At 62.2% G+C, this 16,989-nt stretch carries 14 protein-coding genes; 3 read left to right on the top strand and 11 right to left on the bottom strand.

From position 1 onward, the window contains the following. The first annotated feature begins 92 nt into the window (after positions 1-92). The gene (locus tag GM910_RS12030; protein WP_159587792.1) at positions 93-320 is read left to right on the top strand and encodes a hypothetical protein; all 228 of its coding nucleotides are present in this window, start codon (positions 93-95) and stop codon (positions 318-320) included. Here GM910_RS12030 and GM910_RS12025 read toward each other — a convergent pair. Beyond that, positions 304-1,023: a GntR family transcriptional regulator gene (locus GM910_RS12025; protein ID WP_159587791.1), complete on the bottom strand. Its 720-nt coding sequence runs from the start codon at positions 1,021-1,023 to the stop codon at positions 304-306. The genes GM910_RS12030 and GM910_RS12025 overlap by 17 nt on opposite strands. Before the next feature lie 311 nt (positions 1,024-1,334). Here GM910_RS12025 and GM910_RS12020 point away from each other — a divergent pair, with 311 nt between their 5' ends. Further along, a complete protein-coding gene (locus GM910_RS12020; protein WP_159587790.1) occupies positions 1,335-2,501 on the top strand; it encodes a PrpF domain-containing protein in 1,167 nt (388 codons plus the stop codon). Here the strand turns inward: GM910_RS12020 and GM910_RS12015 are convergent. After that, positions 2,498-4,051, bottom strand: a complete 1,554-nt coding sequence (locus tag GM910_RS12015; RefSeq protein ID WP_159587789.1) for a M81 family metallopeptidase — start codon at positions 4,049-4,051, stop codon at positions 2,498-2,500. The two genes, GM910_RS12020 and GM910_RS12015, sit on opposite strands and share 4 nt — an antisense overlap. A gap of 44 nt (positions 4,052-4,095) precedes the next feature. Then, on the bottom strand, positions 4,096-4,449 hold the full coding sequence (locus GM910_RS12010) for a RidA family protein (protein WP_159587788.1): 354 nt from the start codon (positions 4,447-4,449) through the stop codon (positions 4,096-4,098). A 239-nt stretch (positions 4,450-4,688) separates the two neighbouring features. Here GM910_RS12010 and GM910_RS12005 point away from each other — a divergent pair, with 239 nt between their 5' ends. Then, positions 4,689-5,390 (top strand): GntR family transcriptional regulator, encoded by a 702-nt coding sequence (locus GM910_RS12005; protein WP_159587787.1) that lies wholly within the window; start codon positions 4,689-4,691, stop codon positions 5,388-5,390. 41 nt (positions 5,391-5,431) lie between these two features. Here the strand turns inward: GM910_RS12005 and GM910_RS12000 are convergent, their stop codons facing one another. The 8 genes from GM910_RS12000 to GM910_RS11965 form a co-directional block, all read right to left on the bottom strand. Further along, entirely contained in the window at positions 5,432-6,322 is an 891-nt protein-coding gene (locus GM910_RS12000) for an alpha/beta hydrolase (RefSeq protein ID WP_159587786.1), read from the bottom strand. A gap of 180 nt (positions 6,323-6,502) precedes the next feature. Beyond that, the gene (locus GM910_RS11995) at positions 6,503-8,998 is read right to left on the bottom strand and encodes a CehA/McbA family metallohydrolase (RefSeq protein ID WP_159587785.1); all 2,496 of its coding nucleotides are present in this window, start codon (positions 8,996-8,998) and stop codon (positions 6,503-6,505) included. 203 nt (positions 8,999-9,201) lie between these two features. Then, positions 9,202-9,978, bottom strand: a complete 777-nt coding sequence (locus GM910_RS11990; RefSeq protein WP_281354892.1) for an NAD-dependent epimerase/dehydratase family protein — start codon at positions 9,976-9,978, stop codon at positions 9,202-9,204. A gap of 45 nt (positions 9,979-10,023) precedes the next feature. Then, positions 10,024-10,416 carry a nuclear transport factor 2 family protein gene (locus tag GM910_RS11985; protein WP_159587783.1) on the bottom strand — a complete coding sequence of 131 codons (393 nt, stop codon included), beginning with the start codon at positions 10,414-10,416 and terminating at the stop codon, positions 10,024-10,026. A 53-nt stretch (positions 10,417-10,469) separates the two neighbouring features. Further along, positions 10,470-12,560: an oxidoreductase gene (locus tag GM910_RS11980; RefSeq protein WP_246226042.1), complete on the bottom strand. Its 2,091-nt coding sequence runs from the start codon at positions 12,558-12,560 to the stop codon at positions 10,470-10,472. A gap of 93 nt (positions 12,561-12,653) precedes the next feature. Beyond that, positions 12,654-13,049, bottom strand: a complete 396-nt coding sequence (locus tag GM910_RS11975; RefSeq protein WP_159587781.1) for a nuclear transport factor 2 family protein — start codon at positions 13,047-13,049, stop codon at positions 12,654-12,656. 77 nt (positions 13,050-13,126) lie between these two features. Continuing rightward, positions 13,127-15,211 (bottom strand): oxidoreductase, encoded by a 2,085-nt coding sequence (locus tag GM910_RS11970; protein WP_159587780.1) that lies wholly within the window; start codon positions 15,209-15,211, stop codon positions 13,127-13,129. Between the two features lie 130 nt (positions 15,212-15,341). Then, positions 15,342-16,865 carry an ABC transporter substrate-binding protein gene (locus tag GM910_RS11965; RefSeq protein ID WP_159587779.1) on the bottom strand — a complete coding sequence of 508 codons (1,524 nt, stop codon included), beginning with the start codon at positions 16,863-16,865 and terminating at the stop codon, positions 15,342-15,344. Positions 16,866-16,989 lie beyond the last annotated feature (124 nt).

The raw sequence follows: 16,989 nt of genomic DNA, 5'->3' as shown, positions 1-16,989 counted from the left end.
GGCTTGTGCTTCTTCTGGGGCATTCCAACGTCCTCTCTACGGCTCAATAGCCTACTTCAGGGAGGACCACTTTCCAGGGGGCAGGCCAAGCCGTGAAATGCGTCATCCGCATCGGCTCCGTCGGCATTGCGGACGCGCCCGGGGAGAACCGATGCCAGGCGGCCTTGGCAGGCGCGATGTATCTCGGCGGTCATTGGGAGCACATCTTCGACATCGGCGGCACCACCATCCGTGCGCAGCACTCCGAACGCCTGCGGAACGGCGACTACTGGCTCGACTTTCCGGCCGATCGTCTATGGGTGTTCAATCGGTCTTGCTAGCGCGGCGCCGCTTGCGGGGCGCTTGCGCGACCTCGGAGGCTTTCTGCGCCTCGAGCGCCTTGATCAGCTCCTCGCGGCGGCTTCCTATATGACGCCGGGTCATCAACTCGGCCAGTTCAGCGTCCCGGTCGGCGAGAGCGTCGACAATCCTCGAATGCTCGATAAATGCTCGCCTTGCCGGCCAGCGCTCCTGCGGAATGATGTTCTGGATCTGGAAGCGGGAGAGTCTGATGAGGTTATAGTAGGTGTCGCAGAGGATCGAGATCAGGCTCTCGTTCCGCGTGCATTTCGTGATGAAATAGTGGATGTCCTGGTTCTGGACGCCTTGGACGTAGGGCTCGGCGTCGAGGTCGGCGATTGCCCGCTCGTGCGCTGTCAGAAGACCGCGCAGATGCCTGATCTCGTCGTCGGTGATGTTTGCCGCCGCCTCCCGGGCGGCGACAACCTCGAGCTGCTCGCGAATCGTATAGATCTCGATCAGCGTCTTCAGCGAAAGCGTGGCGACGCGCACCCCGCGCCGCGGAATGCGGGTGATGAGCTTGCGTTCCTCGAGCCGCCTGGTCGCCTCGCGCAGCGGCGCCCTGCTGACGCCGAATTCCGCCGAGAGCTCGGCCTCGCTGAGGCGCTGGCCCGCCGTGTAGCGGCCTTCGAGTATGGCCGCGCTTATCATTTCGAAGACCCGATCGCTGAGCGTCTTGGACATGGACTGTTCGCCTCGCATACCAGCTCGAAACGAGCTAGTGGAACTGCATGGAACGAGAATCCTAAGGACCTGTTACGACGCTTGCAAATGAGCCGCAGTCCTTGGGTCGTTTCGCGCTGGAATATGGATCGGCTTACGTGGCGAAAACTTTCTACCTGCTCAGGGGTCGATTGCCTCTCATTTTGGAATTCGGTATACAGATCGATGTAGGCAAGCCGTTTCGGTCGTGCAGTGGAAGCTTGGGCGTCTGCCTAGTCTGAAATTGCCGGTCGTCCACGAGGCGTTGGTCTTTCCTGTTCTGAAGAGGCGATATGAAATATTTTTCCCAAGACGGCGGCTGGAAGGAGGCCCCGCGTATCGAGCACGGCCTCGTGGCGGTCCCGTGCGCGCTCTACCGCGGCGGCACGTCCAAGGGCCCCGTCTTCCTGGCCTCCGACCTGCCCGCCGACCGGGTGTTGCGCAACCAGCTCATTCTGGCCGCGCTCAACCCCGATCATCCCGGCCAGATCGACGGCGTCGGCGGGGCGGAGACCTTGTCGAACAAAGTCGTCATCGTCTCCCCCTCGCGCGAGCCCGGCGCCGATGTCGACTACAAGTTCATCCAGCTCACGCCCGGCAGCACCGTGGTCAGGGACGATTGCGGCACCAGCGGCAACATGGCGGCAGCCGTCGGCCCCTTTGCCCTGGAACGGGGGCTGGTCCGGACGAATGGGGACGAGACGAAGGTGCGCATATTCGCCGTCGACTCGCGCATGCTGATCTCGGCCAAGGTCCGCTCGCCCGACGGAGAAGTCACCTACCGGGGCGAGACGGCCATTGCCGGGATTTCGCATGCGGCCGCACCCGTGGTGCTCACCTACCGCGCGCCCTTCGGCAATCTCACCGGCACGGGCGCCCCGACGCCCACCGGCAATCGGCGCGAGGTGATCGACGGCGTGCCGGTGACGGTGATCGACGCCGGCGGCGCGCTGGCGATGATCTTCCGTGCCGATGCGGTCGGCCGGACCGGTTATGAGAGCAAGGCCGCGCTCGATGCCGACGAGGCGCTCGCGGTGCGGATGGAGCCCATCCGGCGGGAGGCCGGCCGCCGGCTCGGGCTGCGCGAGGCCTTTGTCGACGACGCGCTCGGAACCATGATGATCGCGCCGGCGCGCGACGGCGGATCGATCAGCTCGCGCAAGCTGTCGACGCTGGCCGACGCGCCCGCACGCTGCCACGCCGCCCATTCCGGCTCCGGCGCGGTCTGCCTGGCGATCGCCGCGATGCTGCCCGGCACGGTGGCGGCCGAGATCTCGACCGCCGGTCCGGGTGGAGGGCAGAGGGAATTCGGGATCGAGCACCCGTCGGGCATCATGAGCGTTGTCGTCGAAACGGAGGGTTCGGGTGCGGGCACCTCCGTTTCGGGGGTCTCGCTCTTACGTACCAGCCGCAAGCTCTTCGACGGCACGCTCTACGTCCCGGCGGATGTGTTGCGCTAAGGTGCCGGGAAAGTGCTGACAAGTTCGCCGTCCAGCACGTTCCAACGGACATCCCGGTCCAGCGGGTAAATGGGGCGGCGGATGTTCCTGAAGTCGATGCGGTCGAGGCGCCGCATTGTCAGGCCCGGCGCGTCGATGTCGTGAATTTGCGCGCCCGTGAAAAATTCGTCGAAGCCGGCTCGGAAATGGCCGCGGGACTTGATGACGAGCGCGCGCACCTTCTTCAGGTCGACGCCCAGCATCTCGAACATGACCGGATCGGCCGTTTGCAGGGGCTTCGAGATCACCGCCGCCAGCACGGGACCGACCTGCAGCAGGCAACTCGGCCCAAGCGACAGCGCCTGACCCGCATAGAGGCCTTTGCGCCCGACACACTCGCCGTCGTGCAGCCGCAGCACGCACGCGGGCGCGTCGAACCGGCCGGAGGTCGGCTCGGTCTCGTCCCGATTGAACTCGGCGAGGAGAGACGAGCCTTCCCCCGCCTGATGTGCTGCCCGCGCAAGCGCGGGATCACAAAGCGCGCCGATCAGGGCCCCCTCCACGCCGCCTTCCACGAATGCCTTCAGCGCCCAGATCGTGTTGCCGCGGGCGCCGCCGCCGGGGTTGTCGTTGGTGTCGGCGAAGGCTAGCGCGGGCAGGCCTGGGTTGCGCACGGCCTTCAAGGCGAGCTCCACCGCCTGCTCGAGGCCCATCAGATCGAGTTTGAATTCGTCCCGCGACTCCCAGAGCAGCGTTGCCGCACGCCTTCCCGCCGTTCTGACCTCCCGTAGGCAGTCTCCCTCTCCGGTCACGATGACCGACATTCCACTCTTGGGGCTGTCACCGTGGGTGTATCCGGTCAGGATCGAGATGTTGAGGATCGGCGGCCGCCAATGGCGGCGCATCTCTCGCCAGATGCTCCTGATCGGATCGGCATCCGTCAGATGGGTGGGCGAGGGCGCGATGAGCGGCAGCTTGTAGAAGGCCGAGACGACCCGTGCTCCGCCCACCAGGCGCCCGAGAATTTGAGCGGCCTCCGCTCCGCGCTCATACATGTCGACATGCGGGTTGGTGCGGTAGCCGATCAAGGCGGAGGCGGCCCGAACCACTTCCGCCGAAACATTTGCGTGCATGTCGAGCGTTGCCACGACCGGCATTCCGGCGCCGACAACGGAGTGGACTTTCTGAAGCAGCGTCGCCTCCGGATCCTCGTCCCGCGTCGTCTTGGCCGCACCGTGGAGAGCCAGATAGACCCCGTCGAGCGGCAGCACCGCGCTCAGCATCCCGCACAAGCGCTCGACGATGTCCTCGAAACACGCGTGATCGATCGGCCCCGCCGCCGAAGCGTCGGCATAAAGGAGGGGGACCAGTTGGGCTCCATCCATCTCCTGCAAGGCCGTGTCGTAGAAGCCCTTCAGCTCCCGGGACACCGCAGGCGCGGCAAGGCTCAACTCCTTCAGCAGAGCCTCGCCTTCCCGGTAGCCGATGGCCTCGAAATGCGGCCAGGCGACGGGCGGTGCGTTCGGATTGCACTCGCCCATGAAGCTTCCGATCGCTATCCGCTTCACCATCGACCTCTACCCCTACCTCATGTGATGGGATGCTTCCGTTCCGCCTATTCCGCGCCGGCCGCGGCGGTCACGGTGATTTCGAGGAGGCACTGGTGGCGCGCCGGAGTAGCGCGCGCGCATGTGCGCGCCGGAGCGCAACCCTCCGGAACCCACTCCTCCCAGATCCTGTTGATCTCCGGGATGTTCTCGATTTCGCGCGTCCAGACGATGCCGGTCAGAAGCCGGCTCTTGTCCGTCCCTGCCCTCTCCAGGAAATGATCGATCTTGCGCAGGATCTGCCGTGTCTGGGCGGCCACGTCGTCGTCCGGATCGTCGGGCGTGAGGCCGGACAGGTAGACCACCCCGTTGTATTTGACCACTCGACTTGATTTTTCGCTCGTTTCAAAACGTTCGATCATAGATCGGTCCCTCCACCTTGCCTGCACGGGGCAGGCCGGCCCATTGCAAGTAGATATGGAATACCGTATTCATACCCCATGCTGTCAAGCGCAAAAATGGCTCGAAGGAAGGCGACCAGTGAGTGGAGGCACCGGAACAATGCTCTCTGGTGGTGGCGTTCGAGGTAGGCTAGAAAAGGAAATGGTTGTATTCCGAATTACAAATACCATGATCTCAAGGCTCATCGGCGGTGGACAGTATGCTGAAGGACAAGAATGAGCCCGGGCTGCCCGAACGGTCTGCTCACCTTTTCGAGCAGATCCACGAAATCCTCTGGGACAAGATTCTGAACGGCGAAATCGAGCCTGCTCAAAGGCTGAGGGACCGTGAGTGGGCGAAACGCCTTGAGGTTAGTCGTACGCCGGTGCGGGAGGCGATGAGGAAGATGCAACAGGAGGGCATCCTCCTGCCTCTCAGCCAAGGCGGCTATGAAGTTCGAAGTGTCTCCAACAAGGACCTGCAGGGCTTGTACAGTTGCCGCGCCGCCCTGGAGGCGCTGGCAGCGCATCAGGCCGCCGAACTCACGACCCCCAAGTCGGCCCGAGCGCTCGAGCTTATTATTGAGCAAACGGAAAAGGCACTGGCAAAGGAGGATCTGGATCGCGTGTTTGCCGGCAATTCCTCGTTCCATGGCCTGATAATAGACCTGAGCGACAATGCGCATCTAAAGGGCTTGTGCGAGGCGATTCGGAAGCTGATCCTGTTTTACAGGGCCACACTGCTGAACAAGGTCAAGAACGAGTTGAAGGACAAGGGAGCCTATCTGGAGAGACTTCGAGTGAAGAACGAAGAACATAGAAACATACTGGATGCGCTGAGAGAAAATGACGCGTCGCTGGCCAGCAAGCTCATGCAAGACCACCTGATCGAGTCCGCGATGGACATGCGCGTCGACGGCTGAAGAGTATTCGGCGACGCCCTTGCCGATGCGCTGTATCGCGGTCAGCCCAGGTGACGGTGGAAGAACGGCATGGCCGCCGCCAAGACTTCGGGCAGGGCCGCGGTGAACAGGTCGCCATGCTGCAGACCCGGGATGGTCGTGTGTTCCTTCGAGCCGGGCCATTTCCGGAAGATGCTTTCGGACTCCGCATCCGGCACGACGAGATCATTCACCATGGAGATGATGAGGCCCGGCCGCGGCTGGCTCCGCGCTACCTCGTCCTCCGGACTCCACTCGATGATCGTCTGCGCGCATTCGAGCGGCATTTCGAAGATACGTTCCGGCATTTGGGCATTGAGCGTCTTCTGCCGTTCCGACGAGGCAGGATCGAGAACCACAACATAGTCAGGACTCACACGTCGAGAAATCCCGGTCGTCACTCTCCCGATACGGTCACGTTCAATGTCGACAAGGAATTCGAGCCATTCATGATGTCGCCGCAGGCTCTGGAGCCACCGACGCCCGTTGCCCACCCCGACTGAGCAGGCGGTGCATTTGACGCGATCGTCCTGGGCGGTCGCGCTTAGGGCAACGCCACCTCCGAAGCTCGAGCCGTGAAGGCCAACCCGGTTCGCATCGATCTCCGCCTGGACCGAAGCGAAAGTGATGGCGTTGCGCGTGTCCTCCACCTGCCGGCGCGGGTCCAGACGGCCGCGATCGCCTTCGCTGTCGCCAAACCCGCGATAGTCGCAAGAGAGTGCGGCAAAGCCTTCCTCTGCATACCGTTTCGCCATGGCCGGTATCGACGTCTTTCTCAAGCTGCCGAAGCCTTGCAGGCACAGAATGACGGGAAAGCCGCCGTCTGGTGCGGGGCCTGCCGGTAGCCAAAGGTCCCCCACGACGCGGTCGCCGCGACTGAAGAAGGTGACCGTGCGTGTTTCGATATCAGCCATTTCCTATTCCTTCTCCAGCTTCCTTCTCCCGTTCCGTGAACTAGCAAAGGCTGATAACTCCCCTCGGGTCCGAATGGCTGGAAGCGGCGTTCGTGCGGGGATGTCTGGATAGCCCGTGGCCGCGCTCATCTATGCCGGCCCAATCTGCGGCGCGCCAACCAGACGGACCGATGATGTCGCTCAATGATGATGATGGCGAGTGATGTGGCCGTGATCAAGGCCCAGCTCATGCATGCGGTTGTGAAGCCGACGGTGAGCAGATTCCAACACCATTCTCATTGCTTTGTAGCGTTCAGTCTCCGCGCGGGTACCAATCGTGTCCACATAGGCCATCGCACCTTCAATCTGCTCAAGGATCGTCAGTGCATCTGTCGCAGAAAAGAGCTCCGACCCTGAGACATTCACCGCGACAGGCGAAGAATGAGCGGCAATCATCTGCGGCTTGTCCGGGTATTTCGCGCGAACGAGCAGTGCGATCCACGAACTTCGATCTATCGATATCGGCCAGCAACCCGAATCCTTGTCTTTCCTGATCTTCCTGCTCTCGCGAACCATTCCGTTCACGATCAGCTGCACTTCAGTCATTGGGACGGTTACACTCGCGACTTCCCAACTGACATTCACGGTGCCTCCGGAAGCCGCCAGATCAAGCCGGCTTCCTACACCCTGGCCTTCGACGGATAGCTCCATCAAGGGCCCGTAGGTGACAAACGTTCGAGAGGATCGAACGGCATCCATCCAAGTCTCGTAGCTGAACTCCTGGTCGGGCGGTATCCGGGCGTAGGTTCGGACCGTTCCGACCGCGAACTCCGCGCTCATTTTGTCCGTGCCGCCGACGGCTGCCACGAAATACCCGTTGTTCAGATATCGATACCAGTCAGAAAGCGTGTAAGGGTCGATGCCGGCATAGAAATCCGAAAGGGAGCACATCTCCACGGCGTCCGCCTTGCGCAGGACGTATGTTGCAGCGCTCTCCAGCCGCGGGTCGGGGAAATGAGGAAGCACCACGAGTCCACCCTGTTCGCGGCACCGTTCCGCCCACTCGGTGACAAGAATATCCACCGGATCACCGATTGCCGATTCGTTGGGCCCCCCAGCACAAAGCGGCGTGATGATGTTACCCTTGTAGCCAAGCAATGAGATATGGCCGAGAATGCGTTGGCGATTTTCGGTGCCAACCCGAACGAGATGCTCGCCGTCCCCACCTGCTTCCTTCGATCCGTAGGTGCTCTTGCCGTCAAAATCGCCGACATTGGTCATCATCTCACCCCACTGGCTTGCGAGCAGATTGATGACATTGATCCCTTCCGCCGCGCCTTCGAGCATGGCGGTCGCAGGTGAGAGAAAGTGGACGTGGGTATCCGCGGTTACCCAGCCCCTCTCCCGCCAGTTCAATCGCCTTCCAAGCTCGATCGTGACAACGTCGGTTAAGGAGTTCACCTCGAAGGTTTGGCGGACGGGTTCGAACTCGAATCCCTTTGTGACCTCGATATGGATCGCACCTAACGGTACCTCGATGGTCGTCTCTCCAGGAATGTACGCGCACACGTGATCGCCATGGACCAGGTCGGCGCCATCCAAACCTTCGTACCAGCGCGGGTTCGGGATGCGATGGTGGTCCAGGGGAGCCAGATAGTCGCCATAGGGACCGTGGACATGCAGCTTGGCCGGCGTGATCCTGCCGGTAAGCTCGTCGATCACTTTGATGATGATGCGCTTTCTTCTGGTTCCGATCGAGCAAAGAGACCAGCCGTTTTTCGAACTTGACCGGTCGAGATCTGCCGCGGGAATTCGTACGCCGCCTGCCAGATGAAATACGGCATCGGGATGGGCGGAGTATTCGACGAACATCTCGTTCGGAGAACGCAGAGGCTGCAGATTGTGGCGGGTGGCGCTCCACTCGTCGTCTGGATAGATCAGCCGCGGCACGGCGGAGATGACTTGGCCAAGATCGAGCTGTATTTGGCCGAACTGCCCGAATTCGTCCATGGATGAGTCAAATTCGACGCCTTCAGGCAAGCCGAGAACAGCTTTGCGCCGGGCTTGCCATCGCAGGGGCATCGACGTTGCGTCTCCGGCCGCCAATCCGGAAACGATCATGGCTCCGGATGCCGGCTCGAACCGAACCGCCCTTATCGTCTTGTCCGGATATGGATTTTCGAGCGCCCAGACATAGTTGTTCCAAGGTCCGCCTTCGATCATCACCCTCCTTTGGCGCATCCCCCAACTGTCAGGGCTGCGAGCTCGACCAGGATCGCTTCGCGCAATCGGCTGATCGGCAAAATCGCCTACCGGCTTTGGCTTTATTGCCTGAACTGCGCAGACGCAGAATTCTCCCCATCTGGAGTGAAAAGGCCCGACGTGGTGGCGGCGCAGGACACGTGCCTTCTCCACCGATCCGTCGTCGTAGATCAGCGCATAGTAAGCGGCGAGCTCACCGAGCTTTCCTGTGCCGCGCATGGGTGAGATGAAGCCATGTTCATCGCTGTCATCTGGCCTGGCATCGGACGTATGAATAAATACAAACCATCGTGCGCGTGTGGGTCTGATCTCCATTTCGACAGGCGCGTCGCCGGCGCGGATGACAACCGGGTCCAGAATATCGAATGGAATCCCCCAGGCAACGCAACGGCCCGTGTGTGCATGGGGCGCGGCGTTGACAATCCCGCTGGACAATCCCGTTCGCCGGATTGCGTGAAAGCTACAGTTTCCTCGCAGTATAACCGGCGAAAACCTCTCTGAAGCGGGGCCATCTCGAAGCGCTGCCAATGTGATCGCTCTCAATTGAGGAATTGTGGTGACATTTCGCCGATTCAACGCCCTCAGAGCCGGTAATCAAGCTTTTGCACCGATGGTTTTCCGGCCCGCTCCGACGAGGTTCAAACACCTCGCTCCTCGGCAGGGCGGCGATCGAATTCCGTCGTGAACTGGATTCCCAGGCTTTTCTCCGTCCTCGCAACGTCGAACACCTGCTTGGCCTCCGGCGCGCCGATCAGGTGAAACACCTGGAAGCCTTGCGGATTCTCCTCCAAGGCGCGCAGGCAAGCCCTGCCGACGTCGTAGCGGTCGATCCAGCTGTGTTTTCTCATGCTCTTGTTCCAGCCCTCCGGTCCGCCGTGCCGCTTGCGGCCGAGCTTCAAGTCGACGATTGTACCAAGCCGGAACGCCACCACGTCGAGCCCGTACATTGCCGCGAACCAGCTGCCAATTTCCTCCTGGAGCCGCTTGGTGAGGTCATAGATTTTCGGCACGCCGCGATAGGGAGTCTTGTGGTCAACAAGGGTGCCGGGGGAATGGTCGACATGGGTCTCGGCCGCGGCGATGAGAATGATCCGCTTGATTCCCGCCAGCCTCGCCGCATCGAGGATATTGTAAGTGCCCCACACATTGACGTCGAAGGGATGCGGGTCGCCTACCTCGTGCATGCCCGCGCGCCAGTCGGCGACCGCGGCGTGAATGACCGCGTCCTGTCCGGAGACGGCGTCCGCCACCGCCTGCCTGTCGGTGATACTGCCAACGATGCCTTTTACATGCAAATCTTTGCGGATGTCGGGAAAGGGCTGGGGATCAAAGGCTCGTACGACGTGGTGTTGCGCCACGACCTCGGAGAGAGCCATGCCCAACCAACCCGCTCCGCCTGTTATCAGTACGTTCATAGAGTCATCCTTTCCTTGGGTTCGTCGTTGAATTGGTCGGCGGATCTACGCGTCCGGTTCGCTACCGAGCGAATACCAATGCTGCCACTCGCGCAGTTTCGTGCAGCGCATGGCATCGTCGAAATCGAGGATGAAGATGCCGTTGCCGGCGCGCCGCTCATCGGTTTTGACGCGCAGATAGGTCGCCTCGAAATTGGCGAATGCGCGATCGGCGCAGATCCCGAGCAGCTCAAAATCAATACGGTTCTCGGCCTGGCGCGTGGCGAGGTCCGACCAGAACCGGTGAAAATCGCGTGCTTCCACCGGCTTGCTGAACGGCCGGTCGATATAGACAGCATTGTCCGTGTAGAGCGAGACGAACGCATCCGCGTCCTGCTTCTCCCAGCTGTGCTTGTAACCGGATAGCCATTGCTGAACGTCCTCGGGATCCAAGGTCATTGGCGGCTCCTTTCCTTCCATGCTGTTGCTGGCCTCCAGTGCAGATGCCACGCCTACAGTTTCGATGCTTGCAGGGGCGTCGTCGTATGCATTGCGATGCGAGCCTGCGGAGTGACAACGGCGCGATCCAAAAGATGCAGCCCTCGAACTGGTCCCAGCTCAGCGGTGGCGCCTGCCTTCAGGCCATCGAGAACGGCCTCTTCGGCCGTTCGCGGCGCGAGGCAGTCGCCGACGATATGGACGATGCCGGTGTAGCCCGATAGGGATTCTTCGAGTTCCGTTTCGGGCACAGGCGGTGCAACATGGATGACGGTGTCGACCGGCCGCACCAACACCTCGCGGCCACCGGTCATATGGGCAAACCGGGCGGTGTCGCCTTCCGCGCCCAGGTACCGCATATAGGGGAGCACCTCGACGCCGAGCCGGTGCAGGACACCGGCCCAATGGTCGCGGACCTGCTTGGGTATGTTCTGGCCGGGCATGTAACCCAGGACGGCGAGGCGCACCTTGCAGCCTCCGAGCGCCAATTGCTCGGCAAGCCCCATCGCCAGCCAGTCCAGGCGGCTGTCGACGACGACCACCTCGGCCCCGACATTCGCCTGGCCGAGTTCCCAGAAAAGCTTGCGCCGACGATGTTCGCCGGCATGGTCATGGAGAATCTGGAACAGCCGCCACGCGTCGACCTCGTTCTGTCCGAGATCGGGCGTTCGGCGCCGGACCCCCGTCGCGACGATTACGACGTCCGGGGCTTCGCGGTCCACCAACTCGCGGGTGACGGTGACGCCCGGCACGAGCCTGGCGCCGGCCCGCTCCGCCTCGCCGACAAGGTTGCTGACGATCCCGCCGAACTCCTCGCGGCCCGGCAAGGCGGCGGCGAGCATCGCCTGGCCGCCCAATTCATTACGCTTCTCCAACAGCGTGACGTCATGGCCGCGCGACGCCGCGACCGCCGCCGCCTTCAATCCAGCCGGCCCGCCGCCGGCCACCAGAACCCTGCAGCGCCTTGCCGCTGGCGGCAGATCGCCGAACTGAAGCTCGCGCCCGCTTTCGGGATATTGGATGCAGGAAATGGGCGCGCCCTTGGGGCTGTGACCGATGCAGGCCTGGTTGCAGCCGATGCACAGCCTGATGGTCTGGGGCGTGTCGGCGGCCGCCTTGCTGGGCAAATCGGGATCGCAGATCAGCCCGCGTACGATGCCGCAGAGATCGGCCTTTGCCGAGGCGATGATTCCTTCCGCGAGATCCGGCGTGTTGATGCGGCCGGTGGCGATGACGGGCTTCGTCACCACTTTCTTGATGGCTGCGGAATATTTGCCGACATAGCCGGCCTCGATCGCCATCGGGGGCACGACGTGGATGCTGCCGTCGAAGGCCGAGCAGGAGCCGGAATTGACGCTGAAATAGTCGACCAGCCCGAGCCGGTCGACTGCCTGGGCGATGGCGTTGGTCTCATCCGGCCTGAGGCCGAAGGTCGCCTGCTCGTCGCCCGATATGCGCACGCCGAGCGCGAAGCCATCGCCGATTTCAGCACGCACTTCATGGAGGATCTCGACGAGGAAGCGCATGCGGTTCTCGAAGCTGCCGCCGTAGGCGTCGTTCCGCCGGTTGCTTCGCGGATTGAGGAACTGCGAGACGAGATGGCTGTGGTGGGCCATGACCTCGACGCCGTCGAGACCGGCCTCCGCCATGCGCCGGGCCGCCTCGCCATAGCTTCGGACGATCTCGCGTACCAGGCCGACCGGCATGGCCCGCGGCGTCAATTGCTTGCTTTCGCAGGCGATGGCGGACGGCGCGTAGATCGGAAAAATCGTTCCATCGTCGCTGCCGCCGGCGATATCGCCCCGGCCAGGGTGATAGAGTTGGCCGAAAATTTTCGTGCCGTGCCGGTGCACGGCCCCTGCAATGCGCCGGTAGCCGGGGATGCAGTCGTCGGTGTAGGCGACGGCATAGCTGCTCGATCCGCCGGCCGTTTCATGGACGGAGGCCGCCTCGCAGATGATGAGGCCCACACCGCCCCTTGCCCGCGCCTCGTGATAGGCGACGAGGCGCTCGTCCGGCACACCGCGCGTGCTCATCTTTGTTCCATGCGCCGAAAACACGATGCGGTTGCGCAACCGCACGGGCCCGATTTCGGTCGGGGACATCAGGTTCGGATATGGCATCGGCGTTTCAACCTTGCATTGATCGTCCAAGCGGCCGACACGGCCGTCGTCTGCGCAATCGGCGCAGGCCGGGCTCTATCGTGCCGGTTTGCCATCGACGGGATACCAGTGCTGCCACTCGCGAAACACGCGGCAACGGCCGCTCTCGTCGAAGCTCAGCACAAAGATTCCATCGCCCGTGCGATGCTCGCCCGTGGTGGTGCGGTAGTAGTTCGCTCTGAAATGCGCGATGCCGACCGGTCCGTTGACCCCCAGGACTTCGAACTCGATGTGGTTTTGCGCCTGCCGCGTGGCGAGTTCCGTCCAGAACCGGTGAAAGTCGCGCGCCTGCACCGGCTCGCTGAAAGGCCGATCGACATAGACCGCATCATCCGTATAGAGAGAAACGAACGCGTCCACGTCCTGCTTCTCCCAGCTGTGCTTGTAGCCAGCCAGCCATTGTTCAAGTTGCTCAAGACCAAGTTCGCTCACTAAGAATTCTCCTTCCGTCTTCCTGGGTTCATCACGAGCCGCCACCTCCACGAGAGTCGGCGACCCGGTCGCGACACCTAGGCCGCTCCCAGCCTGACCGGTACTGGAATGTCGGCGCCGCCGAGAAGATGCAGGCTGCGGCGTTGCTCCAGCTCGGCAGCGGTTCCGGCCTTCAGCCCCTCAAAAACAGCTTCCTCGGCTGTTCGCGGCGACAGGCAATCGCCGATCACATGCACGTTCCCGGAATAGCCGACGAGCGATTCCTCCAATGCCGTGTCAGCTATGAAGGGAGCGACGTCGATGATCGTGTCGACCGGCCGCACCATGGATTCACCGCCCCCGGTCATATGTGCGAGGCGTGCCGCATCGCCGCTCAGGTCGAGGAAGCGCATGTAGGGCATGACCACCACGCCGAGTTGATGCAGCACCCCGGCCCAGTGATCACGCACGTGTTTGGGAATGTTCTGGCCAGGCATGTAACCAAGGACGGCAAGGCGAACCCTGCAGTCACCGCGCGCAAGCTGCTCGGCCAGCCCCATCGCAACCCAATCGAGGCGGCGATCCACGATCAGGACATCCTTTCCCACGCCCGCCTCGGCAAGTTCCAAAGAGAGCTTGCGCTTGCGATGCGCGCCCGCATTGTCGCGCAATATCCCCAGTATCTTCGAAGCGTCCGCACCATCAGGCTCGGCGTCTGCGTTCGGCCTCCTGCCGGTGGCGCCCGTCGCCACAATCACCACGTCCGGTGCCTCGCGCTCGACAAGCTCTCGCGTCACGGCAACGCCGGGCACGAGTTGCGCCCCGGCGCGTTCGGCTTCGCCGATCAGGTTGCTGACGAGGCCGCCAAATTCGGCACGTCCCGGAAGGGCCGCGGCAAGCAGCGCTTGTCCGCCGAATTCCCTGGCGCGTTCGAAAAGCGTTACGGTATGACCCCGCGCGGCGGCTGTCGCGGCCACCTTCAGCCCTGCCGGACCGCCGCCGGCAACAAGCACCCTGCACGGTTCGTTAGCCGGGATCAGATTGCCGAACTGAAGCTCCCGACCGCTTTCGGGGTATTGGATACAGGAGAGTGACGCTCCTTTGTTGCTGTGACCGATGCATGCCTGGTTGCAGGCAATGCAGACACGGATCGTTTCGGCAGCTCCGGCGGCTACCTTGCTCGCCAATTCGGGGTCGCAGATCATTGCACGCACCATGCCGCAGAGATCGGCTTTCCCGGAGGCGATGATGGCTTCGGCAAGCTCCGGTGTGTTGATGCGGCCGGAGGCGATGACGGGCTTTGTGACCACGTCCCTGATCATCGCCGAATACGCGCCGATGTATCCCGCCTTGATCGCCATCGGCGGCACCACGTGGATGCTGCCGTCATAGGCGGCCACCGATCCGGAATTGATGCTGAAATAGTCCACCAGCCCGAGCCCATTCACCGCCTGCGCGATGCGACGGGTCTCGTCCGGCCTGAGCCCGGATGTCGCCTGTTCGTTGCAGGAAATGCGCACGCCCAGCGCTATTGCCTCGCCCACGCTCGCGCGGATTTCACGGAGGATTTCAATGAGAAACCGCATCCGGCCGTCAAAGCTGCCACCATACACATCCGACCGTCGATTGCTTCTTGGGTTGAGGAATTGCGAGACGAGATGGCTGTGGTGGGCCATGACCTCGACTCCATCCAGGCCGGCTTCGACCATGCGCCGGGCGGCGTCGCCGTAGCTTCTGACGACGTCGCGGACCAGGCTGGTCGGCATTGCCCGCGGCGTAAAGTGCTTGATCTCGGCGGGGATAGCCGAGGGCGCATACATGACGGCGATGGTGCCGTCTTGGGTGCTGCCCGCAATCGAACTGCGCCCGGGGTGGTAGAGCTGTCCGAATATTGCCGTCCCATGCCGATGCACCGCCTCCGCAAGTCTTCGGTAGCCGGGGATGCACGCGTCGGTGTGGGCCGTCGCATAGCGACCTGTGCCGACGGCCGTCTCATGAACGGAAGCTGCTTCGCTGATGATCAGGCCGGCGCCGCCCCTGGCGCGCGCCTCGTGGTAGGCGACGATGCGCTCGCTGGGCAGACCGTTGCTGCTCATATCCGTCCCATGAGCCGAGGAGACAATGCGGTTGCGGAGCGTCACACGTCCGATCGCGATCGGCGAAGTCAGGTTCGGATATGGCATGAAGCCTTCAACCTCTCGTTCATCTGCGGTCGACTTTGCTCAGGCCACCCGCGTAGCCGGTGCCGGCTCAAAGTCCCACAGGGCCTCCATCAGAAGACGAGCCCGGTGCGGGCACGTCCCTGCGCAAATCTCAAAGTGTCCTGAATCTGCGAAGATCCATGTTGCCTGTCGGCGTGATGGAGATCTCGATATCGTCGGGATGGATGAAAGCCTCCGGCTCATGCCAGAGCCAGACATAGGCACCCGTGTCTTCCATGATCTCCTGCATCCGAAAGGCGGTCTCGGCCCGCTTCTTGTCGTCGGTCTCTACCCTCAGACTTTCATACAGTTTGTCGAACTCGGGGTCCGACCAACGCTCCCAGTTCCAGACGCCGATCTGGCTTTTGACAAACCATTCGAAGGAAGCCTCCGCCACCAGACCGGTCCCGAAACGGGTCACGTAGATCTGCAGGTCCTTCCACTCGTCTCCCTTGCTTTCCCGGCCCTGGTTCCAGAACGTGCCGGTTTCGAGGGGAATGACGTTCACCTTGATGCCGACATCCGCAAGATTGGCCTGGATGACCTGGGACACGTTCATGCGCTCCTGCATGTTCATTACCTTCAGGTCCAGCTCCAGACCCGAAACCCCGGCTTCGTTTAGAAGTGCCCGCGCGCGGTCGGGATCATAACTGTGGCCTTTCTCCTGGCGTCGGCCGGGAACTCCAGGCGCGACGACGCCGTAGGAGACCATGGCCGCATCGCCGAAACCGGCAGCCACCGCCGTTTCGGTATCGATCGCGTGCTGGATAGCCTTGCGAACCCGGATGTCCGAAAGCTTCGGATGCTGCGTATTCATGCCGAGCCACCCATAATTGAGGTAGCCTGCGATCGTGATCTTGGAATTGGGAGGCGGATTTTCCGTATAGCGCTTCAAGGTCGCGGCCGCGATCCGGGTACAGTCGATTTCGCCGGCCTCGTATGCGAGATCTGCCGCCGCTGCCTCGGTGATGACGATGTGCTGAATCTCGTCGAAATCCGGCTTTGGACCCGGCCATTCGTCATTGCGTGCGAATACGATGCGCTGCTTCGGCATCCACTCCTTGACCACGTAGGGACCGCAGGTTGCGGGTATCTCCGTCGTGTATTTCCCGCCCATCGCCTCGGTCGCCTCCTTGCAGACCAGGCAGCCTGGATCTCCGCCGATGGTGTTCACCGCAAAGGCCTCTTCAGGCTGCTTCAGAACGATGGCGCCGCTGTATTTGCCGGTGACCTCGACGTGATCGAGGGCGTTGAAGAATCCGGTTCCATACTGGGAACCTATCATCCGCCCATAGGAATATTTGACGTCTTCGGCGGTCAGCTCGCCATAGCCGTTGGTCCACATGAACCCCGGCTTGAGTTCAAAGGCGTAACGGGTCGGATCGGTCTGCTCCAGCCTTTCCATGTATTCCGTTGGAGCCCAGGTAAAGAAATCCCCCTCCTTCACGACCCTGGCCAACCGCGGCATCGTGGGCATCTGGGTTTCGATGTCGACGTTTCCTATCATGTATGCCGGGTCTAGATTTTCCAGGTCTCGATAGGCCCGGGTCCTCAGGATTTTCTTGCCTTGCGCGTGGATGATTTCGACTGAGGAACCTAAAGCCGTCAGTCCCGCGACACCGGCGGCTCCGTGCATGAACATGCGGCGTGACAGCTGTTTCCTTGGCATTGAAACCTCCTGTTCCGGCTTATTTGGGCCAGTTCCCCTCGAACTCTCCTCTTCTCGCATCGTTGGTGCCAATGAGAGTCCTTCAATAGTA

Source organism: Chelativorans xinjiangensis, assembly GCF_009812055.1.
GTDB lineage: Bacteria > Pseudomonadota > Alphaproteobacteria > Rhizobiales > Rhizobiaceae > Chelativorans > Chelativorans xinjiangense.
The sequence above is the reverse complement of the archived record's forward strand: the minus strand, read 5'-3'. Positions and strand labels throughout refer to the sequence as shown.

Excerpts from the sequence above, each read along its gene's own strand:
- GM910_RS11980 (WP_246226042.1), bottom strand. The coding sequence starts at position 12,560 with ATGTCCCCGACCGAAATCGGGCCCGTGCGGTTGCGCAACCGCATCGTG.
- GM910_RS11990 (WP_281354892.1), bottom strand. The coding sequence starts at position 9,978 with ATGAACGTACTGATAACAGGCGGAGCGGGTTGGTTGGGCATGGCTCTC.
- GM910_RS12000 (WP_159587786.1), bottom strand. The coding sequence starts at position 6,322 with ATGGCTGATATCGAAACACGCACGGTCACCTTCTTCAGTCGCGGCGAC.
- GM910_RS11970 (WP_159587780.1), bottom strand. The coding sequence starts at position 15,211 with ATGCCATATCCGAACCTGACTTCGCCGATCGCGATCGGACGTGTGACG.
- GM910_RS12010 (WP_159587788.1), bottom strand. The coding sequence starts at position 4,449 with ATGATCGAACGTTTTGAAACGAGCGAAAAATCAAGTCGAGTGGTCAAA.
- GM910_RS11985 (WP_159587783.1), bottom strand. The coding sequence starts at position 10,416 with ATGACCTTGGATCCCGAGGACGTTCAGCAATGGCTATCCGGTTACAAG.
- GM910_RS11965 (WP_159587779.1), bottom strand. The coding sequence starts at position 16,865 with ATGCACGGAGCCGCCGGTGTCGCGGGACTGACGGCTTTAGGTTCCTCA.
- GM910_RS12015 (WP_159587789.1), bottom strand. The coding sequence starts at position 4,051 with ATGGTGAAGCGGATAGCGATCGGAAGCTTCATGGGCGAGTGCAATCCG.
- GM910_RS12005 (WP_159587787.1), top strand. The coding sequence starts at position 4,689 with ATGCTGAAGGACAAGAATGAGCCCGGGCTGCCCGAACGGTCTGCTCAC.
- GM910_RS12020 (WP_159587790.1), top strand. The coding sequence starts at position 1,335 with ATGAAATATTTTTCCCAAGACGGCGGCTGGAAGGAGGCCCCGCGTATC.
- GM910_RS12025 (WP_159587791.1), bottom strand. The coding sequence starts at position 1,023 with ATGTCCAAGACGCTCAGCGATCGGGTCTTCGAAATGATAAGCGCGGCC.